Genomic DNA, 26,023 nt, shown 5'->3' with positions numbered 1-26,023 from the left:
TAAATAAAAAAGCGGGTGCTTTCGCACCCGCTTCTCCGATCAGCCTGACCGACGTTATTGTTGCTACACCACATGAACCTGCAGATTCTGCTGCACCAGCACATCACCCAGGGTGTTCTCACTGGTCAGCGCCGAGTTGTGGTAGATCTCAAAGACTCTGCCCTCTACCGTGCGCTCGCCAGTCACTTCCCAGATACCGCCGTTGCTGTTCGCCAGGGTGACCTGACTGCCATCCGCGCCTTTGATCATCAAATCGTCACTCTGTTTATCCGTAATATTGAGTGCCTCATTGAGATCGAGTTTCACGGAGTTGGTGCCGGTTTTGCCCAAATCGAGCACTTCAATGTGTTCAATTTTCAGGCCCAGCGCGGTGAGGTCCAGACTGAGGTACTCACCGTTAAGCACAAGTGTATCCGTGCCTGCACCGCCATCAATATGGGTAAAGTTAAGGTCACTGACCGTCACGGTATCCGCGCCGCTGCTGCCGGTAACCGACGCCCCTTCTGCCGTCGTGCCGTCAGCCAGCGTAATCACTACGCCGCCGATGGTATAGCCCGCCTCCTCTGCCGGTGCCGCTGCCACCGCGGTGTCACTCGCTGTGGCGGTTTCACTGCTGACCGGCGTTACGGTATCCGCTTCGGTAATCAGCGTCGAGGTCACTGCGACATGGGCGCTGTTATCGTCGCTGCTGGTGCTCGTATTATGCTGCGTTTCCGTGCTGGCACTGGCGACCGTGGCGCTATCATCCGCTATTGAGAACAGCGCAAGCGACTCGGATGCCGCCAGCGTGACCGGCAGTACCGCACCCAGCAACAGGGTGTTTGTGGTGGTGTAACTGTTACCGGCTGCGTCGGTAATCGAAACTTTTGCCAGCGTACTCAGCGACAGCAGCAGGCCACCCACCGACAGCAGTGACGGTGAGAAGTTAACCGCATAACGTCCCAGCGCATCGGTTGTGGTGTTCAGCGTCGGACCGTTGTTGCCGTTGGCCAGAAGCAACGTCACGCTAACTTTCGAGCCCTGCGCGGCATTCAGCGAGCCGCCCTGCACCACCAGACCGCTGAGCAGAGCCCCCACAATGCTGAGTACAGGATCAACACCCACCAGCGGCTGATTATGCGACAACGCGGTAAAGCTGCTGGTACTGGTCGCGGTGTTGCCACCAATATCCGCCACCGTCACGGTCAGCGGATGGCTGCCGTCCGGAATCCCTTTCAGCGTCGCTGATGGCACGCTGATGCTCCATGCGCCATTCGCACCGATGGTGGTGGTGAGGATGTTGCCCGCCACGTTCACCGTTACCGTGCCGCCCGCCGCGTTAGTGCTGGTTCCTCTGATGGTCTCAGGGGCATTGGCCTCTGAGATGTTGAGGTAGCCATCGCCACCAAAGAAGCTGTTCACGCTGACCGTCGGCGTGGTGTGACTCACCACACCCAGCGACGCCGAAGTGGAACCACTGGTACCTGCACCGTTGATGACGCTGGCGGTGACAGTCTGCAGTCCATCTGCAATGGCGGCGAGGTTAGCCGCCGGAACAGAGAGACTCCAGTTGCCGTTGCTGCTCACGGTAGTGCTGTATGTCTGCCCACCCAGCGTCACCCGCACTACCGATCCCTCAGCATTGCTGGCGGTACCTGAGATAGTCTGTGCGGTTTTTACATCCACCGCGCTCAACGCACCGTCACCAAACAGTGAGGTAATGGCGACCACTGGCGTCGACTGGCTGATGGCGTTCAGCGTTCCACTGCTGTTCACCACATTTCCGTAGGCATCGGTGCCAGTGACCATCACGGTTTTAATGCCGTCAGTGATCAAGGCAAGGTCCGCTTTTGGCACGCTGATGCTCCAGTTGCCGCCACTCACTACTTTGGTGGTATAGGTCTGGCCATTCAGTGTGGCGCTGACGACAGAACCCGCTGACAGGCTGGAGGTCCCGCTCAGGGTCTGGCTGGAAGCCAGATCCAGGGCGCTCAGGACACCGTCGCCAAACACCGTATTCACTGTCAGGGTTGGCTGAACCAGTCCCAGTGAGACGCCCGCGCTGGTGCTGCTGACGTTGCCGACCGTGTCGGTGACCGACGCACTGACGGTGAAGTTACCGTTAAGCAGCGTCGAGAGCACCGCTGGCGAGACGGCAGTAGAGAACGTGCCGTCGGCGTTGACCAGCGCGGTGACGTTGGTATTACCAATCGCCAGCCTGACGCTGCTGCCCGCCGCCAGTCCGGAGACCGTGCCGCTGATAGTCTGCGTGACCAGCGATTCCGCCAGGTTAAGCACGCCGTCGCCAAACAGCGGATTGAGCGTGACCTTCGGCAGATTGTGAATGCCCACCAGCGCCCCGGCAGTGGTGCTGGTGGTGTTACCGGCGCTGTCGGTGACACTGAAACCGACCGTCAGGTTACCATCGGCAATCCCCTGCAGCAGCGCAGGCGTCAGCGAGACGGTAAAGTTGCCATTCGCATCCGTTGCCGTCACAAACTGCTGTGCGCCCACCGACACCACCACACGCGATCCCGTTTCCGCACCGCCCACGACGCCACTAATGATCTGCGTCGACAGCGCATCTGCCACGTTCAGCAGACCATCACCGAACAGCGGATTCGCCGTGATGGTCGGCAGCAGCGTATCGACGCGGACACCGGCGCTGGTGCTGGCGGTATTGCCCGCTGCATCCGTGACCGAAGCCCCTACCGTCACGTTGCCCTGTGCCAGCGTGCCCAGAATATCCGGCGTCACCGTGGTGCTGAAAGCCCCGCCCGCACCCACGGTCGCGCTGAGCTGGCTGTTGCCCACCGAGAGTGTGACCACACTGCCCTGCGCAACGTTATTTACCACGCCGCTGATCACCTGTCCGGTGGCGATATCGGCCAGATTCAGTACCCCATCGCCAAACAGAGAGGTCAGCGAGATCGAAGGTGCCTGGGTAAAGACACCGATCGACGCGCTATTCGTGGCGACGTTACCCGCCGCATCCCGGACGCTGACGCCCAGCGTCAGATTGCCATCCAGCAGTGAGGTGAGATCGCTGCCCGGCAGGTTAACGCTCCAGGTTCCGCCCGCCTGTACCGTCGTGCTGTAACTCTTGCTGCCGAAGGTCACAGTCACCTGTGAACCTTCAGCTGCATTGCTGATGACGCCACCGACCAGCTGTCCGGCTGCGGCTTCTGCAATGTTCAGCAGGTTATCGCCGCCAAACAAGCCGGTGAGCGGGCCAACGACTGGCACCGCATCGACAATCGCCGTAGCGGTTTCACCCACGGTGCGGGTGTTGCCTGCGGCATCCGTCAGGGTGACGTTAAACGCCAGCTGGCCGTCGGTGACCAGATCCAGCACCGCTGGTGGAACCACGATGGCCCATTTACCATCCTGACCCACTGAGGCAGAGAGCGTGGTCCCGCCCAGCACCACGGAGACTGTGGCACCGACCCCCGCCGAGAGTGCGGTCCCGGAGATCGTCTGCGCCACGGTGGTATCCAGCGCACTGAGCGTGCCGTCGCCGAACACCGAATCAACCACCAGCGTAAGCGCACTGTTGGCGATTTTATTGACCGTTAGCGTGGCGTCGGTCTGGTTGCCTGCAAGGTCATTCACCCGCACGCCAAACACCAGCGCGCCGTCATTGAGGTTCGACAGGACGTTCGGCGCAAGATCGATGCTCCAGCGTCCGTCAGCCCCCACCGTCGCGGTGGCGATCGGCGAGGCATCACCCAGGTAGAGGCCAATGGTCTGGCCTTCGGCTCCCTGCGCGTTACCGGTCAGCACCTGACCGAGCACCAGGTCTGCGGCGTTGACCACGTTGTCGCCGAGGAATGCGTCCACCTGCACCAGTGGCGCGGCGGTATCTACCGTCACTGTCTGGGTAGCCGTCCCCACGTTGCCGGCGGCATCCGTCAGCTGCGCGGTGATTGGCGTGGTGCCATCGGTAAGTGCCTGCATTGCGCTGGCAGGAACGGTAGCAGACCAGGTGCCGTTACTCTGCACCACCGCGTTGTAAGTCTGGCCATTGAAGGTCACGACGACCGTGCGGCCAGCCTCAGCGACATCGGCGGTGCCGATAATCGCCTGGCTTAGGGTGCTTTCATTGCCATTAACCTGGTTATCACCCGCAAAGGTATTGATCGACAGAGTCGGTGCGGTCAGATCGATCAGCACGTTACCGCTGGTGGTCACCGGTGTCGTGCCATCTGTGGCCGTCACGGTGATGCCGACGCTGCCGTCCGCATTGCCAAAGGCGGTGACGGGCAAGGCCCCGGTCGACCAGTTGCCCGACGCATCCAGCGTGGTGGTGTAGGGAACACCATTGATCACCACCTCCACTGACCCGTTCGCGCCGAGGTTAGCCGAAGTACCGCTTAACACCACGCCACCCGCGACATCCTGGGTGCTGATGATGTTGTCGCCCGACACCGTACCCAGCGTCACCAGCGGGCCTGGCGGTGGCGTCAGATCCACCGTCAGCGAGACAGGCACGGTTGCGGTGTTGCCAGCCAGATCGGTCACTGCCAGCGTCAGCGTGGTCGATGGCGTAAAGGTGGCCATCTGCTCTGGCGTCAGCGTCACGCTCCAGTTGCCGTTACCGTCAACAATTGCGGTGCCAAGAATGGTGGTATTCAGCGAAACCGTGACGACGGCACCGGTTTCTGCGCCTGTCGTGGTGCCGCTGAGTATCTGCGGCTGAATGCTCTCGGCGTAGTTAACAACGTTGTCGCCAGTGAAGTCGGTAAAGCTAAGCACCGGCGGGGTTTTGTCGAGCACCAGCGAACTGGTAATGGTGGTGCTGTTGCCCGCTGCATCGGTTGCTGTCACGCTGACCGGATAGGTGGCATCCGGCAGTGCTGAAAGCTGCGCCTGAGTCAGGGGCACCGTCCAGTTGCCATCCGCATCCACTGTTGCGGTATAGGTCGTGCCGCCAAGCGTGAGCCGCACCGTCTGATTCGCGCCCACCTCACCGGTGGTGCCGCTCAGGGTAATGCCCGCGGCAACATCGCTACTGTTTACATAGCTGCCCAGGAATTCCGGATTGACTGCAGGCTGTGGTGCGGTGAGATCAGCGGTGAATGGCAGCTGCGCTGACGCGCTATTGCCCGCTGCATCCACTACGTTGACCGTCAGCGTCTGCGGCCCGCTACCCAGTGAACTCAGGGCATTCGGCGGAATGTTTACGCTCCAGTTACCGTTGCCATCCACCAGGCCAGAATAGCGACTGCCGTTAACATCGACGGTGATGCTGACCGCCTGATTCGCCCCCACACTGCCGGTGGTGCCGGTCAGGGTCACACCTGCCGCCGCTTCACTGATGTTCAGCAGATTATCTCCGCCAAACGCACCAGGGTTAAAGCCGGGTACCGGCACGGCCACTTCGGTGACCACATTCAGCGCCGTGTTATCGCTGTTACCCGCAATGTCGGTTGCGGTCACGGTAATGGTGTGGGTGCCGCTGGTGAAAGTGGCCAGCTGCGCTGGCGACAGGGCCAGAGACCAGCTGCCGTCGGTCTGCACCGTTGCAGCCAGCGGCTGATCATTATTAAAGCCAGAGATCAGTACCGATACAGTCTGACCGGCACCGCTAATGCCGGTGGTCCCCGTCAGGATCTGTTCCGTTCCCGCCTCAGCGGCGTTCAGCGCACCGTCACCAAACGGCAGATTCAGAGTGACATCCGGCAGCGAGTTAATCACCACCAGCACCGTACCGCCGAAGCTTCCGGTGTTACCGTTCACATCGGTGACGGTCACCGTCACCGGCCAGTTGCCATCCGGCAGTGACTGCAATACAGCAGGTGGCAGGTCCAGTGACCAGCGGGAACCATCCTGACTGAGCGTTGCGGAATAAACAGTCCCATTGAGCGTGACGGTGACCCCCGCCGCGTTATCAACATTCACCGCACCGGTAAGCGATCCCCCTGCGGTCGCCTCTGCGGCGTTAATGCGCCCATCAATAAAGGGTGTATCCAGCGAGGGGTCAGCAATCGGTGTAATCGCAGAGATAAATGTTTTGGTCGCTTCGGTCGTGTTTCCTGCCCGATCCGTGGTTATGAGGGTCAGGGTATGTTCCCCGCTCCCCAGGCTGGCGATCACCTCTGGCGTCAGGCTGGCCGTCCAGTTGCCACTGGCATCGACCGTGACGGATAACGGGATAGCGTCATCACCTACCGTGACGCTCAGCGTCTGACCCGCCACGACGGTGGAGGTGCCGGTAACCTGCTGAACCGAGGCGGCTTCACTGATGTTAATGACGTTGTCGCCGAACTGCGTAACAGCAAAGTCGGCGGAAACCGGAGGGGTTTGCAGGATCTCAACGCCTGCAGTAGCCTGCGCCGGATTTCCGGCAGCATCAACAGCCGTGACCATCACCTGTGTTAGTCCATCGTCAAGGCCTGTGAGCGCACCCGATGCCAGGTTCAGCGTCCAGCTGCCGCTGGCATCCGTGGTGGTGCTGAACGTCAGCCCGCCGACAGCGATGTTCACTACGCTGCCTTCCGGCAGGTTGGTACTGTCACCACTCAGCGTTATCGGGCCTTCGGTTTCTGCCAGACTGAGCAGCGAATCGCCAAACGGTGTGTTCAGGGTCAGCGCTGGCAGGGTGTTAAACGCCACATCCAGTAAGGTGGTGGTGTCCGTGGTGATATTGCCCGCCGCGTCAGTGACAGAAACGGTGATCGCGTTGGGGCCATCCGCCAGTTGTTGCACGTCGGCCGTCGGAACAGTAATTGTCCAGTTTCCGTCGGCATCTGCCGTGGCGGTGTAGCTGACATTATTCAGCGTTACCGTCACGGGTATTGCGCCCGTGGTGGTGCCGCTGATAGTGAGATCCTGCAGCGACTCCGACAGGTTAAGGGTGTCGCCCGCACTGACCGTGATATCCGTCAGCACAGGGCGTGTGGTAATAAAATCAACCTCCTTCGTGGCGGTCGCCGGATTACCCGCGACATCCGTTGCGCTGACGGTAAAGGTCTGGCTGCTGCCTGGCACCACATCGGCAAAGGCCGTGGACGGCACATTCACCGTCCAGTTGCCGTTTGCATCAAGCAGGGTCGTCGTCGTGTAATCCGTGCCGCTCAGTGACACCGTTACGACAGTACCCGCTGCCAGCAGCGTGCTGCTGCCGCTGACCGCAACCTCTGCAGTGGACTCGGTGGCATTGATCACATCATCGCCGGCGACCACATTCATGGTTAGCGTCGGCTGAACCTGGGCGCTGGCCAGCACAACCAGACTGCCACTGGCACTGGCCGGGTTACCAGAGGAATCGGTTGCCACCACTTGCACCAGCTGATCGCCATCCGGAAGATTACCCAGGGCGGCGGCCGGAACAGTGACCGCCCAGCTGCCATTCGCGGTCACCGTGCCGCTGTACTGCAGGCCGTTCAGCGTCACCGTCACCAGCTGGCCTTCAGCCAGATTGGTGCTGGTGCCGCCGATGCTCAGATCCTGCTGCGACTCGGCCTGGTTAAGGAAGTTATCGCCACTGAGCGTTCCGATGGTCAGTGTTGGCAGGTTCAGGCTGTCAGCATCACGCGTCAGTGTGGTCTGAACCGCAACCGCCGGGTTGCCCGCTGCATCGGTCATTGAGACCGTAACCGGGTAGGTGTCGTCCGCCAGCCCCTGCATAACGCTGGCAGGGAGCGTCACCTGCCAGGTGCCGTCAGAGAGCACCAGGGTGGTGTAATCGACATTCTGGAAACTGACCGTCACTGTCTGCCCGGCATCCGCCACCGTTGCCGACCCACTGATGGCGACCGCTTCCAGTACCTCCAGGGAATTGATGATGTTATCGCCGCCGATGGGGTTGACGCTTAGCACCGGCGGTGTGAGATCAACTGTGACGGCGCTGGTCAGCAGACCGCTGTTACCGGCCGCATCGCTGGCATTGACCACCAGGGTATTGATCCCCTCGTCCAGCGTCTGCACCTGCGCAGGTGTTAAATTCAGCGTCCAGTTGCCCTGCGCATCCACCGTGGCCGGGTAATCATTCCCGCCTAGCGTCACAGTGACGGTCTGGCCGTCGCCCGGCACACCGGTGCTGCCGGTCAGTATCTGACCGACACCCTGTTCAGCCAGGTTCAGATAGCCATCACCAAACGGGGTGTTGATGCTGACCGACAATGCCCCGGTTGCCACGGTGATTTCACGCGTTTCCGTGACCGGGTTACCCGCCGCATCACTGACTGTGACAGTCAGGATGTAGGCGCCGGCCTGAATACCCGCCAGCGAACCTGCAGGCAGTGTCAGGCTCCAGTCGCTCTCCTGGGTAACGGTAGTCGTCCAGAGCTGATTGTTCAGGGTAATCGTGACCTGCTGCCCGGCTTCAGCATTGCTGCTGCCGCTGAGGACAATCGGAGCGAGGCTTTCGGCGATATTAACGCTGTTATCGCCCGCAACGGCGTTCAGGGTCAGCGTCGGTGGCGTCAGATCCACTGTTACGCTGCCCGGTGTGCTGCCGGTGTTACCCGCCGCATCCTGCACCGTGACGGTATAGCTAATGACATTTTCCGGCAGGTCAGCCAGCGCCGTAGCAGGCACGTTGATCTGCCAGTTGCCGTTGCTGTCGACCGTGCCGTTATACGTGACGCCATTCAGCTGCACGCTGACGCGCTGTCCGTCACCTGTTACACCTGTGGTGCCGCTCAGGGTTTGTGCTGTGGCGATCTCGCTGCTGTTGAGCAGTCCATCGCCAAAGGCAGAGAGGATCTGTGGTGCTGGCAGAGTGGTCGCCAGTACGTTAAGCGTCGCCTCACTGCTCAGGGTCGACCCGCCGCTGTCTGTCGCGGTGACGGTCACGGTGTAAGGTCCATCGGCGAGCGCCGTGAGTGCCTCAGCCGGAACGATCGCACTCCAGCGGCCCGTGGCCGAGACCTGCGCGGTATAGCTGATATTGTTAAACAGCAGCGTCACCGTACTGCCCTCAGGCACATTCACCGAGGTGCCGGTAACGATCAGCGACTGACCCAGCTCCTGTGCATTCAGGTAGTTGTCCTGGCTGATGGCGTCCATCGCCAGGCCAGAGGCGTTGCTGTTCACGTCAAAGTTGAGATCACGGCTAGTGGTGTTGCCTGCCACATCGCTGACCGCCACAGTGAAACTGGCGCTACCGTCATTAATGGCCGCCAGCGCACCGGCTGGCACGGTCAGGCTCCATGCTCCGCTCGCCTGCACGGTGGCGCTGTAAACCGTCCCCTCAATGTTCACAGTGACCAGCTGGCCCGCTTCAACATTGGTGGTGGTGCCCGAGAGACGCTGATCGGTGAGGCGTTCTGCGCCATCAACCACGTTGTTACCGGCAAACGCATCCAGCGTCAGGGTTGGCAGTGTGCCGGGTTCCACTTTCAGCGCCAGGTCACGGCTGGTGGTGGTGGCATTGCCTGCCGCATCGCTGGCGGTCACGGTCAGTGGATAGCTGCCGTTGCCCAGCCCGGCGTAAACCGTGGCAGGCAATGCCAGCGACCAGCTGCCATTAACGTCAGCGGTGGTGCTCAGCGTGGTGCCGTTGAAGCTGGCCACAATCAGCGCGTTTGCTTCGCTGCTGCCGGTCAGCGTGAGCGGCTGCTGGCTCTCGGCAGCGTTGATAATGCCATCGGATGGCGTGATGAAGTTCAGCACCGGAGGCAGGGTATCCACCACAATGTTGCCATTCGCCTGGCTGATGTTGCCTGCTACATCACTGATAACCACGGTGTAAGGTGCATTGCCCTGTGGCAGCGCAGCCAGAATATTGGCCGGAACCGCGACCTGCCAGTTGCCCGTGGCATCCACCGTGCCGCTGTAGTTGCTGCCGCCCAGCGTCACAACGACAGTCTGGCCGTCACCGGTTACGCCGGTGCTGCCGGTGATCACGCCACCTGCCGAGGCTTCCTCACCGTTGAGAATGCCATCATTGAATGCCACACCGGGAGTGGCCACTGGCAATGCGCTGGCGACAATCGTCAGCGTGGCGTCACTGGTCGCAAGCTCTATTCCGTTAGCGTCGCTGGCGGTGACCGTGATGATTTGCGGGCCATCCGCAGTGCCGGTAAAGGTGCCAGCCGGTAAGGTGAGGCTCCAGCTTCCCTCTGCCGCCACGGTGGCACTGACCGGCGTCCCATTAGCCACGACAGTGACAATACTGCCGTCCGGCAGACCACTGGTGCTGCCGCTAACGACGATGGCACCATTCACTTCCTGTGCATTGAGGTAGTTGTCGTCGCTAATCGGTGCCAGCGCAATCGACGGCAGGGTGTTGTCCACGCTGAAGTTAAGCGGGCTGCTGGCCGTATTACCCACGACGTTAATCACACTGACGTTCAGTGTCTGATTACCCTCCCCCAATTCAGCCAGTGCACCTGCAGGCAGAATGATACTCCAGTTGCCACTGGCGGCGACCACGCCGCTGTATTCGGTGCCATTCAGAGAGATGATCACCTGCTGGCCCGCTTCAACATTGCTGCTGCTGCCGCGCACCGTAATCGGCTGTAGCTGCTCTGCCGCCGTCACGATGCCATCACCGGCAAAGGTGCTGCTATCTATGGTCAGCGCAGGCTGTATATCCGGCGAGGTAGCCACATTCAGATCAACCACCTGGCTGCTCTGATTGCCGTTCGCACTGGTTTCCGTGACCGTTACCAGATTACTGCCTGACGGCAGTGCCGCTAGCACTTCAGAGGCGATCTGCAGCGTCCACTGTCCATTTACGCCGACCGTGGTGCTGTAAATCTGGTCATTAAGCTGGACCGTGACAACATCGCCATTCTGACCGCTGCCACTGACAACCAGCGGCTCCGCCAGTTCGCCTGTGTTCAGCGCATTGTCACCGCTGATCGGTGCGACCACCAGCGGAGGCGGCGTTGTGGCAACCGTCAGCGCACTGTTCTGGCTGTTGCTGTTACCTGCCTCGTCGGTGACGGTGATCACCACGGGATAGCTGATGCCGTTAGTCAGACCGGCCAGTGCCGCTGGCGGCACTGCCAGCGTCCAGTTTCCGCCCGCCTCAACGGTGCCTGTGTAGGTGACGCCATTCAGCGTGACACTCACGCTGTCGCCTTCAGTGCCTGCACCGCTGAAACTGAAGCCATTGGCCTGTTCAGAAATGTTCAACACGCCATCGCCAGCAGGCGTAACAAAGCTGAAATCGGGTGGCGTGGTATCCACGGTAACCGGGAATGGCGTGGTGGCGACGTTGCCGCTCAGGGTCGTGACTGTCACGTTAAGATCGTAACGACCCTCTGGCAGCAGTTGCAGACTGGCAGCAGGCACGGTAGCCGTCCAGCTGCCATCGGCGGCAACTACTGCCTCATAGGTCTGGTTATTCAGCACGAGGCTGACGCTGCCGCCGGGCGCAACGGTGCCGCTCAGGGTCAAATCCGTGGTCGTTTCAGTCGCATTGATAATGCCATCGATGGCAATCGGATTAACGGTCAGCGCGGGTAAGCCGGTATCAACAATCAGCGGTTCACTGATGCTGGTGCTGTTACCTGCCACATCGCTCACCGTCACGGTAACCGGATTACTGCCCTGCGGCAGTGCCTGTAGCGCATCTGGCGGCAGCGTGACGCTCCATTCACCATTTGCTGCGACCGTTGCCGGATAGCTTATACCGCCCAGGGTCACGCTGACGGCCTGACCTGGCTGCACTGAGCCGGTCAGCGTCTGCGCCACGCTGGCTTCATCAGTGTTGAGAATGCCGTCAGTGAAAGGCGTGTTGATTTCCGGGTCTGCCAGCGACGTAGTCGCCACCAGCAGCGGCTGATTGATCTGCACATCACCCGAAGAGACGGTAACCGTGGTGTTGCCCTGCGGCAGATTTGCCAGGTCGGCAGAGGGCACCGTCAGGGTCCAGCTGCCGTTTATATCGGTTGTGGTGGTGTAAACCGTGCCGTTGGGTTCCAGCGTCACGCTGATCGGACTGTTAGCCGGCAGGTTTGCCGAACCGCCGCTTACAGTGAGATCGCTCTGTGCTTCCAGCCCATTCAGCGCATTGTCACCACTGATCGGGGTCACCGACAGCGACGGTTCGGGTAAGATAACCACGCTGAATTGCCCTTCAGCAGGCAGCGCCGGATTACCGGCCTGATCAGTAATCGCTACGGTAAAGGTTTTCTCACCTAAACCGCCCAGCGATCCGGCGGGCAGCGTCACACTCCAGCTACCGTTCGCCAGTACTTCACCGTCGTAAGACTGCCCGTTAATGGTCAATAGTACCGGCGAGCCGGCCGGTACGCCGGTGACATTGCCGGTGACAAGAATGTCGGTGAGCTGTTCCGCGCTATCGACCTGGTTGTCGCTGGTCACGGGATCAATGGTCAGTACGGGTGACGTAGCCGCCAGCACGGTTACGCTGGTCAACTGCGTGGTGGTGTTGCCATACGCATCGCTGATGGCAACGTTGATCGGATAGATCTCATCGCCCAGCTGGCTGACAATCGCGGCGGGAACCGTCACGCTCCACGCACCGTTGGTATCCACAGTGGCGGTGTAGGTTTCATTATTGAACGTTACCGTGACCGTATCGCCCTGCGCACCGCCGCGCCCGTCGAGAGTGAGATCCTGGGTGTGCTCAGCGATATTGATATAACCATCGCTGCCCGGCGTGGAGACTTCCAGCAGCGGCGGCGTGGTGGCGAAAATCAAGGGACTGCCGGTTTGTGTGGTGTTGCCATCGGCGTCCGTCGCCACCACCGTTACGGTCTGGGTGCCATTCGGCACATTCGCCAGATCAGAGGCAGGAATATTGACGCTCCAGTTGCCACCCTGCGCCACCACGGCGCTGTAAGGCACGCCATTCAGCGTGACGCGAATGATGTCGCCTTCGTCGCCAGTGCCGCTGACGATCAACGGCTGCTGCGCATCGCTGTTGTTGATCGCGCCATCATCGCTCAGATCGTTCAGCGTCAGAGCGGGTAACGCTATAGCAACCCGTAAAGACGTATCCTGCGAGCTGCTGTTACCGGCCGGATCGGTCACGGTAACCGTTACCGGGTAAGTCTGATTGGTCAGCGAGCCCAGATCGGCAACCGGAACGGAAGCACTCCAGGTTCCGTTTTCATCAACAACGGCGTTATAGGTCTTGCCGTTTAACGCCACCGTTACGGTGTCGCCTGTGGTGCCGGTGCCGCTGATCAGCAGCGGCTGTGTCAGTTCGTTGTTGGTCAGAACCCCATCACCGCCCGGTGCGGTCACGGCCGCAACCGGAAGTTGTGTGTTGACTAACAGCGGTTGCGTCTGGGTGGCGATGTTCCCGCTGGCGTCGGTCAGCGTGACGGTCAGCGTATAGCTGCTGCCATCAGACAATGCCTGCAATGCTGCTGGCGGCAGATTAACCGTCCAGTTGCCCTGCTCATCGACTGTGGCGCTGTAACTCTGGTTGTTCAGCGAAACAGAAATCCGCTCGCCCGGCAGTGCACCTGAACCACTGACCGGCACACCCGCCGTCACTTCACTGCTGTTGAGAATACCATCGCCACCTGCGACCTCACCCACAATCAGCGTCGGTGGCAGCGTGTCGACGCTGAAATTCACCGTCTGGTCCGCGCGGTTGCCCGCCTCGTCAATGGCGGTAATGATCAGGCTGTTAGCGCCCTGCGCCAGTAAAGCGAGATCGCTGGCAGGCACTGACAGGCTCCAGCTGCCGTCGGCATTGACAGTGGTGCTGTACGTTTTGCCGTTAAGTTCCACTTCAACCTGCTGGCCCGCGACGGCCTTGCCGGTGCTGCCGCCGATCAGCAGATCGCTACCCGCATCCGTCCGGTTGAGAATACCATCGGTGATCGCACTCTCGTTCAGCGTGATTTGCGGCAGCGTAGAGGCGACCACATTCAGCGGAGCTGAGGCGGTCAGCAGCGTATTGCTGGCATCGACGGTAGTCACTGAAATCTGTTTCACACCGTCGGTGATATCGGTGAGTGCACTTGCCGGAACGGTGACGCTCCAGAAGCCATTGCTGCCCACCACCGCGCTGTAATTACCGCCGTTAAAATTAAGCTGCACCGTCTGGCCTGGATTAACACCCACCGCCGAACCGCTGATGATCAGATCGCTGCTCAGCTCCTGCAAATTAAGGAAGCCATCCGCGCTGACCGGTTCATTGATTGAGACGATGCCAGGTTCGCCTGCTGCTGGCGCGACGTTAATGTCACGGGTGTCATTAGCCACAGCACCGGCTACCGTCGTGACGCTAACCGCGATGGCGGTACTGCCCGCTGCCAGTGCGCTGAGCGCCGCAGACGGGATCTGTGTACTCCAGCTGCCATCAGGATTGACCGTGGCGCTGTAATTCTGACCACCCAGGGTGATGGTGACCGTCTGGCCCGCCTCCACGTTGCTGGTGGTGCCGGAGAGCGTCTGATCCAGGGCTTTTTCGCTGTTATCCACCAGATCGTCACCGGCAAACAGGTCAATCGCCACTGTCGGTGCGCCGGGTTCCGCTGGGGTATCCACCACAATCGCCCGATCTTCGCTGACGATTAAGCCCGCCTGACTGGAAACCGTGGCCGTGATAGTTGCACTGCCCGCCGCCAGTGCTGCCAGTGCGCTGGCTGGGACATTCAGGCTCCAGCTGCCATCCGCACCGACCGTGGCGCTGTAAGTCTGGCCGCCCAGCGTGACTGTGACGATCTGACCCGGCTCGACATTGGTACTGCTGCCGCTCAGCAGCTGGTCGCTGGTTTTCTCATCGTTGCTCAGAACATCATCACCGGCGAACTGATTGATGATGAGGGTGGGCTGGCCCGGCTCAGTCACCGGTGGCTCGACGGTGATCGGCAGCGTGTCGCTAACGCTGGTGCCCGCTGCGTTGCTGACCGTCACCACAAGCGAGGCAGATCCTGCGGCCAGCGCACCGAGTGCATCGGCCGGAATCGCGATATTCCAGCTGCCGTCAGGATTGACCGTGCCGCTGTAGCGCTCTCCGCCCAGGGTTACGATGACAATCTGGCCCGCTTCGATGTTGGTGGTGCTGCCTGAGACCGCCTGAGCCTCCAGCTTCTCATCGTTGCTCAGGATGTTGTCTTCAGCGAAGGCATTGACGGTTAACGTTGGGGCATTCGGTGAAGTGCCTGCTGACGCCACCAGGAAGTCACGGGTTTCACTGACGGCTGCGCCGAGCGTATCGGTGACTGTAGCGTTCAGGGTCGCGCTACCGGCGGCCAGCGCTGCCAGCGAACTGGCTGGGATCGAGACGCTCCAGTTGCCATCCGCGCCAACCGTGGCGGTAAAGGTCTCACCATTCAGGGTAACAGTGACCTGCTGGCCCTCAGCGATATTGGTGGTGGTGCCGCTCAGCAGCTGATCGGTGGCTTTCTCGCTGTTGCTGAGGATATCGTCACCGGCAAAGGCGTTGATGGTTACGGTGGCTTCACCCGGCTGCGTCGCCGGGGCTTCGACGGTGATCGACTCCGAGGTTGTCGCGGTGTCGCCCGCCGCATTGCTGACCGATGCGGTCAGTGTGGTGGTGCCTGCTGCCAGTGCGTTCAGCGCGGCGGATGGCACGGTGACGCTCCAGCTGCCGTCACCCTGCACGCTGGTGCTGTAGGTCTGACCACCGAGGGTCACGGTGACGATCTGTCCGGCTTCAACGTTGGTGACCGTGCCGCTGACAGGCTGATCGGACGCTTTCTCGGCGTTGCTCAGGTCGTTATCGCCGGCAAATTCATTCAGAGTCAGCGCCGGCACGCCCGGCTCCGTCACCGGTGCCTCAACCGAGATATCGCGGGTTTCACCTGCGCTCACACCATCGACGTTGCTGACGGTGGCGCTGATGACATTGGATCCCGCAGGCAGGTTGCCCAGCGCACCAGCCGGAACAGTCACGCTCCAGTTCCCACTGCCATCCACGATGCCAGCGTAAGTCTGGCCACCAAAGGTGATCGTGACCGTCTGGCCCGCTTCGACGTTGGTGGTGGTGCCAGAAAGCGTCTGGGCGGTCCCTTTTTCGTCGTTGCTGAGGATGTCATCCCCGGCAAATTCATTGATGGTAACGGTCGGTTCGCCCGGTTGCGTCACCGGCGCTTCCACGCTGATGGGCAGGCTGCTGGTCACGGTGTTACCGGCCGCATTGCTGACCGAAACTGTCAATGTCGTTTCACCTGCCGCCAGTGCGCTCAGGGCCGCTGAGGGTAGCGTGATGATCCAGTTGCCCTGCGCATCTACGCTGCCGCTGTACGTCTGACCGCCCAGCGTGACCGTCACAACCTGACCCGGTTCGATATTGCTGGTACTGCCGGTCACCGTCTGATCGGTGGTTTTCTCTGCGTTGCTCAGCTGGTTGTCACCGGTAAATTCATCCACCGTGACCGCAGGCGGACCCGTAACGACAGGCGTATCGACGCTGATCGCGCGGTTTTCACTGGCTTCAATGCCAGCCTGATTAGTGACGACCGCGGAAATCGCAAGTGAACCGGCATTGAGCGCATTCAGCGCTGCAGGTGAGAGCGTGACGCTCCAGTTGCCCTGCGCATCCACGACTGCGCTGAAGGTCTGATTGCCCAGCGTGATGGTGACAACCTGACCCGCTTCCACATTGCTGGTGGAGCCGCTCAGCAGCTGATCGGTGGCTTTCTCGCTGTTGCTGAGGACATCATCACCGGCAAACTGATTGATGGTGATAACCGGCGTGCCCGGCTCGGTCAGGGGAGGCTCGACGTTGAAGGTCAGGCTGCCGCTGGCGGCAGTACCTGCCTGGTTAGTGACGGTTGCTGTGAGGGTGGCGTTGCCGGTGGCCAGCGCGCTCAGCGCATCCACAGGCACAGTAATACTCCAGCTTCCGTCCGCGGCTACGCTACTGCTGTAGCTCTGGCCGCCCAGTGTCACGGTGACCACCTGCCCGGCTTCAACGTTACTGGTGCTGCCGGACAGCGTTTGTGGCGTCGTTTTTTCGCTGTTATCCAGCAGGTTGTCGCCGGCAAAGGGATTCAGACTGATAACCGGTGTCGCGGGTGTACCGGGATCGGCGGCAGCGACGGTAACCGGCAGGCTGCCCGTAGCGCCTGTGCCCACCGCGTTACTGACGCTGACGTCGATGGTGGTGGTGCCTGCGGGAAGTCCCGCCAGCGCGGCAGCGGGGATCGTAACGCTCCAGCTGCCATCCGCGCCGACTGTGGTGTTGTAGGTCTGTCCGCCCAGCGTAACCGTGACAATCTGACCGGCTTCGACATTGCTGGTCGTGCCGCTCAGCACCTGATCGGTCGTTTTTTCCGCATTATCCAGCACATTGTCGCCAGCGAAGGCATTCAGGGTAATGGCAGGTGTCCCGGGTGTAACCGGTGTTCCCGGATCGGTGCCACCGGCGTTGCCGCCGCCGTTACCTCCACCCCCTCCGCCACCGCCACCACCGATGCCTACTGCCAGCCCGGCTAAACCGAGCACACCCAGACCGCCTGCGGTGATGACGCCCATTGACGAGTTAGCGTTATCCGCCAGCAGTAGTGGCTCTACGCTGTCGAGTGATTCATATGTCGGCGTGATCGAACGGGAAGCGAGTTCAGCCCCTTCTGCGGTCTGCGGGAAAAGTGCATGTTCCGGTGGATTGACGCCATCATCGAACACCAGTTCGCTGTGCTGACCATCGGCGTCATCAAGAAAGAATTTTTGGTAGCGTACTGTGCTGCCGTCACGCATTTTCAGCACCAGATCGTTACCCTGCCGCTCAAACTGCGTCACCATGTCTCGCGTGCCGCTGATGCGTACAACGCTGGGTTCGGTGAGGTTAATGGACTGTGATGAACCGCCAGTGGTCTGTGAGAGGAGTGTACCGTTTTCGCGCGAGATGATATCTACACGGCTCTGTGTGAGTTCTGCCATTTATAACCTCTGTTACACCAGATTAGCTAATATACTGAATCCTTAAACATAAATTTATTTTATGCTTAACGTCTTCACGCATCATTTCACCTTCTGAGATGAAGAAGGTGTCTTAACCTGGTGCAGGTAAAAATGGCGAAACTAAGCCGCGTCACTGACCCACATAGAATAGGCACGCAGCGGTATTATTATTAGTTTTACAGTGTTTTTAGCTGTACAGACTTTCACACAATGTAAAGGTTGTGACTGATTAATTTTTAGCGTAACCATGTTAAAAATCAATTTCAATGTACAGATTTAATTATGATTAAAACATTATTACATTAGCCACAACCGAAAATTCGTTTTCAGGTAATCCGCTTTGTCTTTGTTTTTTCATGTCAATTTATTGCTGACTGTTTCCATAAATGATGCGCAGAGGCTTAAAACCACCGCGTCATTAACGTGAGGGCAACGACAGGAATTTTTTAATTGTGTGATTCAGTCAGCATTTACAGGTGGTCCTGTTCTGCGTTTTTAACAGCAAACCCTTGAAAAAAAGCAGGGAAATTTGAGTTAAGTCTTACCGGGTGAACGGTGGTCATACCAGGAAAGTTCTGGAAAAAATTTGCGATGCAACAAAAGTCGGTAAACTGCCGGTTCTGCCATTTATGCGATGTGACTGCACCACTTTTGACAAGAGGCGCAACGGCCACTGACTCGCGGCCAGTGCTACACTTTTCCGCTTTAACATTGATGAATCCGACCTATGACCGCACTGGACGCTTCACAACAACATAAACATCAAAGCCGCCTTAACTGGGGTACACGCACTATCTTTTTAATTAATGGCTTAGGGATGTCAGCCTGGGCTCCGCTGGTGCCGTTTGCCCGGGATCGTCTGCAGCTCAGTGGCGCGTCCCTGGGCGCATTGCTGCTCTGTCTGGGAATTGGTTCGCTGGCGGCGATGCCGGTGACCGGCACGCTAGTGGCGCGTTTTGGCTGCCGTCGCGTGATGTGCATCTCCACCCTGTTAGTACTGATGATGATGCCGCTGCTGGCGACAGCAGACTCTCATCTGGTGATGGCGGCTGCGCTGATGCTTTTTGGTGCCGGGCTGGGCATGCTGGATGTGGCGATGAATTATCAGGCGGTTCAGGTTGAACAGGCTGCGGATAAACCGATGATGTCGGGCTTTCATGGTTTCTTCAGCCTTGGCGGTATTCTGGGCGCAGGAACCGTCAGCCTGTTGCTGAGCCGGGATTTCACTCCACTGACCGCTACGCTGGTGGTAATGGCAATAATGCTCTTGCTGCTGCTGTGGCGATTGCCTGTCCTGATGAATGCGCGTCTGCATCAGCCCGATCAGCCCTGGCTGGTGATCCCACGTGGCTGGGTTGCGTTCCTTGGCCTGCTCTGCTTTATCCTTTTCCTGGCGGAAGGGGCCGTACTGGACTGGGGCGCGCTGCTGCTGCTGCAGAACCCGGCGATGTCACCCGCCTATGCCGGACTCGGCTATGCCGTCTTTTCCGTGGCGATGACACTGGGCCGTTTTAGTGGCGACAAGATCATCCAGCGTTTTGGCCGCTATCCTGTGATGCTCACCGGCGCCCTGACCGCCGCAGCGGGTATGAGTCTGGCCGTCTGGCTGCCGTGGCCGGAGATCGCTCTGCTGGCTTTCCTGCTGGTCGGCTTTGGTTTATCCAATACGGTGCCGATGTTGTTCAATGCTGCCGGGAATCAACAGGATATGCCTGCGAACCTGGCGATTTCTGCCATGACAACGCTGGGATATGCGGGTATTCTCTCAGGTCCGGCTTTAATCGGATTCATTTCGCAATGGATCAGCCTCAGCGGCGCATTTTTACTGATCGCCCTGTTGCTGTTAGCGGTAGCCGCCAGTGCGCGAAAAGTTGCGCGATAATTCAGGTACCTGACACGCTATGTTGTATAAGTTTCCACTGACCTCCGGCAATGTCACCCGCTTTTTTGTGGTTTTCAATCTGGTGCTCCTGCTGGCGCTGGGCTTTATGGTGCATAACTCGGTCAATGCCTGGCTGACCGGGAAACGCTATGCCATGGACGATCTGGCGCGTGACGTACAGAAACGTATTGATGCCTATCGCTTTGCCACCTGGCAGATATATGAAAACCTCTCAACCAGCGCGGCCGGTGCGCCACCTGGCAGTAACCTGCAGGAGACGCGGCTGCGTCCTGATGTCTATTATCTGGAAAAAACCCGGCGTAAAACGGAAGCACTGATTTTCGGATCACATGACAGCAGTACGCTGGATATGACCATGCGGATGTCGAACTATCTCGACACGCTGTGGGGCGCGGAAAATCCCACGTGGTCGATGTACTTTTTAAATGGTCAGGACAACAGCCTGATTATGATTTCGACCCTGCCACTGAAAGATATGGCAACGCGCTATAAAGAGAGCGCCATCAGTTCAATGGTGGATAGCCGTCGCGCTGAGATGCTGCAGCAGGCCAATGCGCTGGATGAACGCGAGAGCTTCTCGCCACTGCGCCACCTCGCCTTCCAGAACGATCACTATTTCACGCTGCGCACCACTTTTAACCAGCCGGGCCATCTGGCCACTGTTGTCGCCTTTGATCTGCCGGTTAACGATATTGTTCCGCAGAACATGCCGCTGGAAAACTTCCAGCTGCGCCAGGACACCTCAATGCCTGCCAGCAGCAGTGAACAGCAGGATGTGGAAAATACCCGTGTCTCACTGGTTAATCCCAATATTGAGATTGCGGCCACCCTGCCAAGTACGCCGTTGCAGCTGGTTTATCAGGTGCCGATTACTCGCCTGATTATCGACAGCCTGCATAATCTGCTCTGGCCGCTTCTGATCAACCTGCTGCTGTTCCTGCTCTCGCTGGCGGGTATCGTGCTGCTGCGTCAGCAGTCACTGCGTCCCAGCGAAAACCAGAGCGCTGAACTCGATTCACTGCGGGTGCTGAATGAAGAGATTGTGGCGAGCCTTCCGGTTGGTCTGCTGGTCTATGACTTTGCCAGCAACCGCACTCTGCTGAGCAATAAGATTGCTGAACATCTTTTGCCTCACCTCAATCTGCAGAAGATCATTAATATGTCCGACCAGCATCAGGGCGTGCTGCAGGCCACCATCAACAACGAAGTGTATGAGATCCGACACGCCCGCAGCGTGCTGTCGCCGCATACGCAGCTGTTTATGATGCGTGATCAGGATCGCGAACTGCTGGTGAACAAGAAATTGCAGAAAGCGCAGCAGGTGCTGGATCGCAATCATCAGATGCGCCAGCAGCTGCTGCATAATCTGGGCCATGCGCTGAATCAGCCACTGGAAAAAATGGTGGCGCAGCTGGTGCAGCTCAGCCAGCGAGATGCCGATGAAACCGTGCTGGACCTGCTCGATGAGAGCCAGGGCCTGGCGCGACTGGTAGATGATATCGTGCTGCTGAATCGGCTTGAAGCACACGACTGGTCACCGGATGCGACCGTCTTCAACCTGCAGGAACTGCTGGATGAGATTGCGCTGGAAAGCCTGCCGTTGATGCGCCGCAAAGGGCTGTCGCTGGTGGTGAATAATCATCTGGCGAATGACGAGACGCGCTTTGGCGACCGTCGCGCCCTGCGCAAAGTCCTGACTACGTTGATGCACTACGCCCTGACCACGACCCGCTGGGGGAAAATTACCCTGGAAGTTAAGGCTGCGGAGAAGCAGGCCGACAGAGTGATCATCGAACTGGTGGATACCGGTGCGGGCCTGACGGTGGATGAACTGGCGAATGTCGACTTCCCGTTCCTGGGAGATACCAGCCAGGATCGTTACGGACAGGCCTCCGGCATGGCGTTCTTCCTGTGTAAACAGCTCTGCAAGCAGATGGGTGGCAGTCTCGATATCGTGGCAAAAGCGGATATCGGCACGCGCTATAACATGCAACTGCCGCTGGTGCTGGAAGAGAAGCGTGAGGAAGAAGAGGAAAAAATTCTGGATGGCGTGACCGCGCTGGTGGAGATCACCGTGGAGGACGTACATAAAATCGTCTGCCGCCATCTGGAGAACTGGGGAGCGCGTTGTCTGACACCTGATGAGCGCATTTCCGGTCAGGATCACGATGTCATGGTGACCGACGATCCCTCGAAGCTTAGCGGCTGGGCACTGCTGCTGGCGGAAGATGAATTGGGTCATCATGCACTGAACGACCAGCAGTATCGGGTCAATTTCAATCTCAGTAATGCGATGCTGGATGCATTGCTGGCCCTGATTGAGAAACAACTGTCGCATGATGTGATGGATAACGACATGGAAGACGACGCGGCCACGCCATTAATGAGCGGCGGCTATTTCCAGCTGTTTACGGAGACAGTACCGGTTGATGTGAAGAGACTGTATACTGAGTCGGCGGAAAAGGACTACGCCTCGCTTGCTCAGACAGCGCATCGCCTAAAGGGCGTGTTTGCCATGCTCAATCTGACTCCCGGCAAACAGCTTTGTGAAGAGTTAGAACACCACATTAAAGCGTGTGACGATTCAAACATTACAAATACCACCAGTGATATTGACGCTTACGTCAATCAACTGCTGCAGCAAGGTAACCAATAAGATGAATAACTTAAACGTAATTATTGCCGATGACCATCCAATTGTCCTTTTCGGTATCCGAAAGTCTCTGGAACAAATTGAATGGGTCAACGTTGTAGGTGAGTTCGAAGACTCAACAGCACTAATCAATAATCTGTCCAAGCTTGATGCCAACGTCCTGATCACCGACCTCTCTATGCCAGGTGAGAAGTATGGCGATGGTATTACGCTGATTAAATATATTAAACGCCACTACCCGGATCTCTCGATTATTGTTCTGACCATGAACAATAACCCGGCGATTCTGAGTTCAGTCCTTGATCTCGATATCGAAGGGATTGTCCTGAAACAGGGCGCGCCTACCGATCTGCCAAAAGCACTGGCTGCACTGCAGAAAGGCAAGAAATACACGCCAGAAAGCGTTGCGAAACTGCTGGAGAAGATCAGCGCGGGTGGTTATGGCGACAAGCGCCTGTCACCGAAAGAGAGTGAAGTGCTGCGTCTGTTTGCAGAAGGTTTCCTGGTAACTGAAATCGCCAAGAAACTGAACCGCAGTATCAAAACTATCAGTAGCCAGAAGAAATCAGCGATGATGAAACTGGGCGTGGATAACGATATCGCACTGCTGAACTACCTGTCCTCTGTCAGCCAGAGTCAGGTCGAAAGAGACTAAGTTCCTCCTGAAGCGGTGCAGCTGCACCGCTTCGCCTCTGCCCTTTCCTGCCCTATCCCCGCCGCGTTTTACGAACCCGTTCAGCATAGATCGCCAGCGTCACTTTCAGCACGTCTAACGTCACCGGCTTCGACAGACAGTTATCCATACCTGCATCCATGCAACGCTGTTTCTCTTCTGCCAGCGCATTCGCCGTTACGCCCACGACCGGGAAAAGATGGCCCAGCTGACGTAATCGCTGCGTCAGGCGATAACCATCCATGTTCGGCATATTCACGTCGGTGAGCACGATATCAATCTCATTACGACTCAGGACATTCAGGGCATCAACGCCATCCTGGGCCGTTTTCACCTGATAGCCCAGCGTGCCAAGCTGTTCAGACAGCAGCATGCGGTTAATGGGATGGTCATCGACGATCAGCACCATGATGTCATCGTTATGAACTTTCTCTTCTACCGGGGTGGCCAGCAGCAGCGCATCGGCGGCGTCATTGCCCAGTGCAATCCGGTAGATGCGTGCCAGCAGCGCCGGCACCTCGTGCAGTGTGGCGGTGGAGTGGATCCAGCGTCCCGGCTGACGTTCACGCGGCATATCGACATGGGATCCGTCAAATGTGACCAGTGCGCGAAGCGGTGCATCAGTCTCCAGTTCGTAATCCGTCATGACCACATCATCCGGGCCTGGCTTACCGTTATACTCCGCAACCTGAATGCCCTGCTGCTGAATCTGACGCGTGATAAACGCCGCAAGATACTCATTGCGCATCGCCAGCCAGATTTTCTTATCCTGTAAGTCCTCCAGCAGCATCAATGACGGCTTCTGTCCCTGGTAGATCGGAATACGCACAATAAACTGGCTGCCCATGCCTGGCTCTGAGTCGACCTCGATGTCGCCATCCATCATATTGATCAGCTTTTCACAGATCGCCAGTCCCAGCCCGGTCCCCTGGAAATTACGCTGCACGCCATTTCCCACCTGGAAGAAAGGATCAAACAGGCGCGGAAGCTCTTTCGCCGGAATGCCGACACCGGTATCACGAACGCGGAAAGCCAGATAGCCCTGTGCAACGTAGGCGTGCAGAATAATACAGCCGGTATGCGTAAACTTAATCGCGTTGTTAAGCAGGTTCGAGATCACCTGCTGCAGGCGCAACGGATCGCCGTCCAGCACCTGCGGAACGTCATGTTCGATAAAGCAGTAAAGCGTCAGCCGCTTCTTCACCACCAGCGACAGATAGTTGCCGACAATGTGCGTGACAATTTCGCGAGGGGCAAACGGACGTGGCTCAATTTTCAACTGCTCTGACTCGATTTTCGAGAAGTCGAGAATATCACTGATGATCTTCAGCAGCAGGCTGGAGGAGTTGTTCATGGCCGTCACCAGCGAGTCGATACCGCTGGGTAGCTCTTTGGTCTGCAACAGATCGAGGTTACCGATAATGCCATAGAGCGGCGTGCGCAGTTCATGACTGACGGTGGCAAGAAACATCGATTTTGACTGACTTGCCTGCTCTGCCGCGTGGGCCATCTCCTGCAGAGACTGCTCCATCCTTACGCGCGCCGAGACATCAACCAGCACACAAATCGCGACGTTCTCATTACGATAGCGCGAATGCACAAAGCTGATTTGCAGGTTGGTATTGCTGCCGGTCAGCACATCAACAAAGTTAACCTGCTGCCCGCCAATGATTTCATTCAGCCGAAGGCGGTCCTCCTGCGTCAGTAACGTCAGATAATTATGTGCCAGCTCATTACTCAGAATATTGGTGCCGTCGCTGGTGCGTAAGATACAGATCCCCACCGGCGCCGAGGCGACAATCTTACGGTTAAACTGCTCATGCTCTTCCAGACGGTGTGCATTCTCCTCTGCCGGCAGGAACATCCGGCGCTCGAATACCCAGGCGAGAGTAAACAGGATAACGGCACTGAAAATATTGAGCAGCAGCGCATTGATGATCATCAGCTTGAGCTGATCCACCATGACATCGGTAGGTACTGACCACACCACATTCAGATCAGAGGGCGGAAGTGGCTTTTTCAGCACCAGCTGACGATACCCATTCAGGTAACCGAACCAGGTTTTATCATCAGGCAGATTGTCGAGCGAGAAGCCCAGGCCGCCGCGCCGCGAGTTAAGCAGTGGACGATAATTCTCATCGGTAATCGACGCAATGATCGGCAGGCTGCCCGGCTGAATAAACTCATCCAGTCGGATATTTTGCTCAACACCCAGCAGTGCCTGTAACTTGTTCGCGACGTAAACCGGCACCACCATATAGAAAGTGCCGACACCGGGCTGAGCACTGCTGTTGATCCAGTACATCGGATTTCGGCGCTCTTCTTCACTGCTGTTGCGATAACGCAGCACATTCTCACGCAGCGATTTCAGGCTGCGTTCCCGATCAGCGTTACTGCTGCCAATCGTAAAGTCGGCCAGACACTGACTCTCGCCACCGATAAAGAACACCCGATTCAGTTCATACGATGAGGCGAAGTTACTTTTCCAGTAATTGATGTAGTAGCTGAGTGAATCGAGCGAGTTGCGCCAGGTATTGCTCATTGAGGTACAGTCGCCATCCGAAAAGAGTGGCGTAAACTGCGGCTGGGTTGTTTTACCTGGCATCATGCCGGTCAGTACATCCAGGCCACTGCTGGCATTGGTTAAGCGGTTCTCGGTGATATATTTCAGTTCACGCATCATGTCCGCCGAATGGCGCACGTACCACTGAATCGTGCCGTAGTTGCTGGCAAACTCCTGCCGAACCTGCGTCTCTTTATTGTGCAGCACGCTGATAATATAAAACGCCGTCAGAACGGCGCCGAGCGTCCAGATTAGCAGCGCCAGCGCGCGGAAAAGGTAGCGCGAGATGCGAAGCGTAGTGCGGAAAGAGACAGGATATTTCAAAGGTGACTCGCAGTTGGCAAGGTTAGTCGCATCATCGATTTTTAATGCCCATACACTAGCTTTATCGGGCGAAAAAAGCCAGCCAGCCGCAGGTTTAGCGGAAAGTTTGGGAATCTTTTA

General features: G+C 58.2%; 5 protein-coding genes. 3 read left to right on the top strand and 2 right to left on the bottom strand.

Going from position 1 to position 26,023, the window contains the following annotated elements; all coding sequences use genetic code 11:
• Positions 1-63 precede the first annotated feature (63 nt).
• On the bottom strand, positions 64-17,766 hold the full coding sequence (locus P2R09_RS08725; RefSeq protein WP_275768830.1) for an Ig-like domain-containing protein: 17,703 nt from the start codon (positions 17,764-17,766) through the stop codon (positions 64-66).
• A gap of 748 nt (positions 17,767-18,514) precedes the next feature.
• On the opposite strand from P2R09_RS08725, the gene P2R09_RS08720 reads away from it, so the two are divergent.
• The 3 genes from P2R09_RS08720 to rcsB are packed head-to-tail and all read left to right on the top strand — an operon-like array spanning position 18,515 to position 22,998.
• Positions 18,515-19,669, top strand: coding sequence for an MFS transporter (locus P2R09_RS08720; protein ID WP_275768828.1), 1,155 nt, complete (start codon positions 18,515-18,517; stop codon positions 19,667-19,669).
• 19 nt (positions 19,670-19,688) lie between these two features.
• A complete protein-coding gene (gene rcsD, locus P2R09_RS08715; RefSeq protein WP_008926131.1) occupies positions 19,689-22,346 on the top strand; it encodes a phosphotransferase RcsD in 2,658 nt (885 codons plus the stop codon).
• 1 nt (position 22,347) lies between these two features.
• Complete coding sequence (gene rcsB / locus P2R09_RS08710) at positions 22,348-22,998, top strand: response regulator transcription factor RcsB (protein ID WP_003854204.1); 651 nt, start codon at positions 22,348-22,350, stop codon at positions 22,996-22,998.
• Between the two features lie 52 nt (positions 22,999-23,050).
• Here rcsB and rcsC read toward each other — a convergent pair whose 3' ends face one another.
• Entirely contained in the window at positions 23,051-25,903 is a 2,853-nt protein-coding gene (gene rcsC / locus P2R09_RS08705) for a two-component system sensor histidine kinase RcsC (RefSeq protein WP_275768825.1), read from the bottom strand.
• Positions 25,904-26,023: the final 120 nt, after the last annotated feature.

Origin of the sequence: Pantoea sp. Cr_R13 (assembly GCF_029222565.1) — a bacterium.
GTDB lineage: Bacteria > Pseudomonadota > Gammaproteobacteria > Enterobacterales > Enterobacteriaceae > Pantoea > Pantoea eucalypti.
This window is presented reverse-complemented; position numbering and strand designations above follow the sequence as displayed.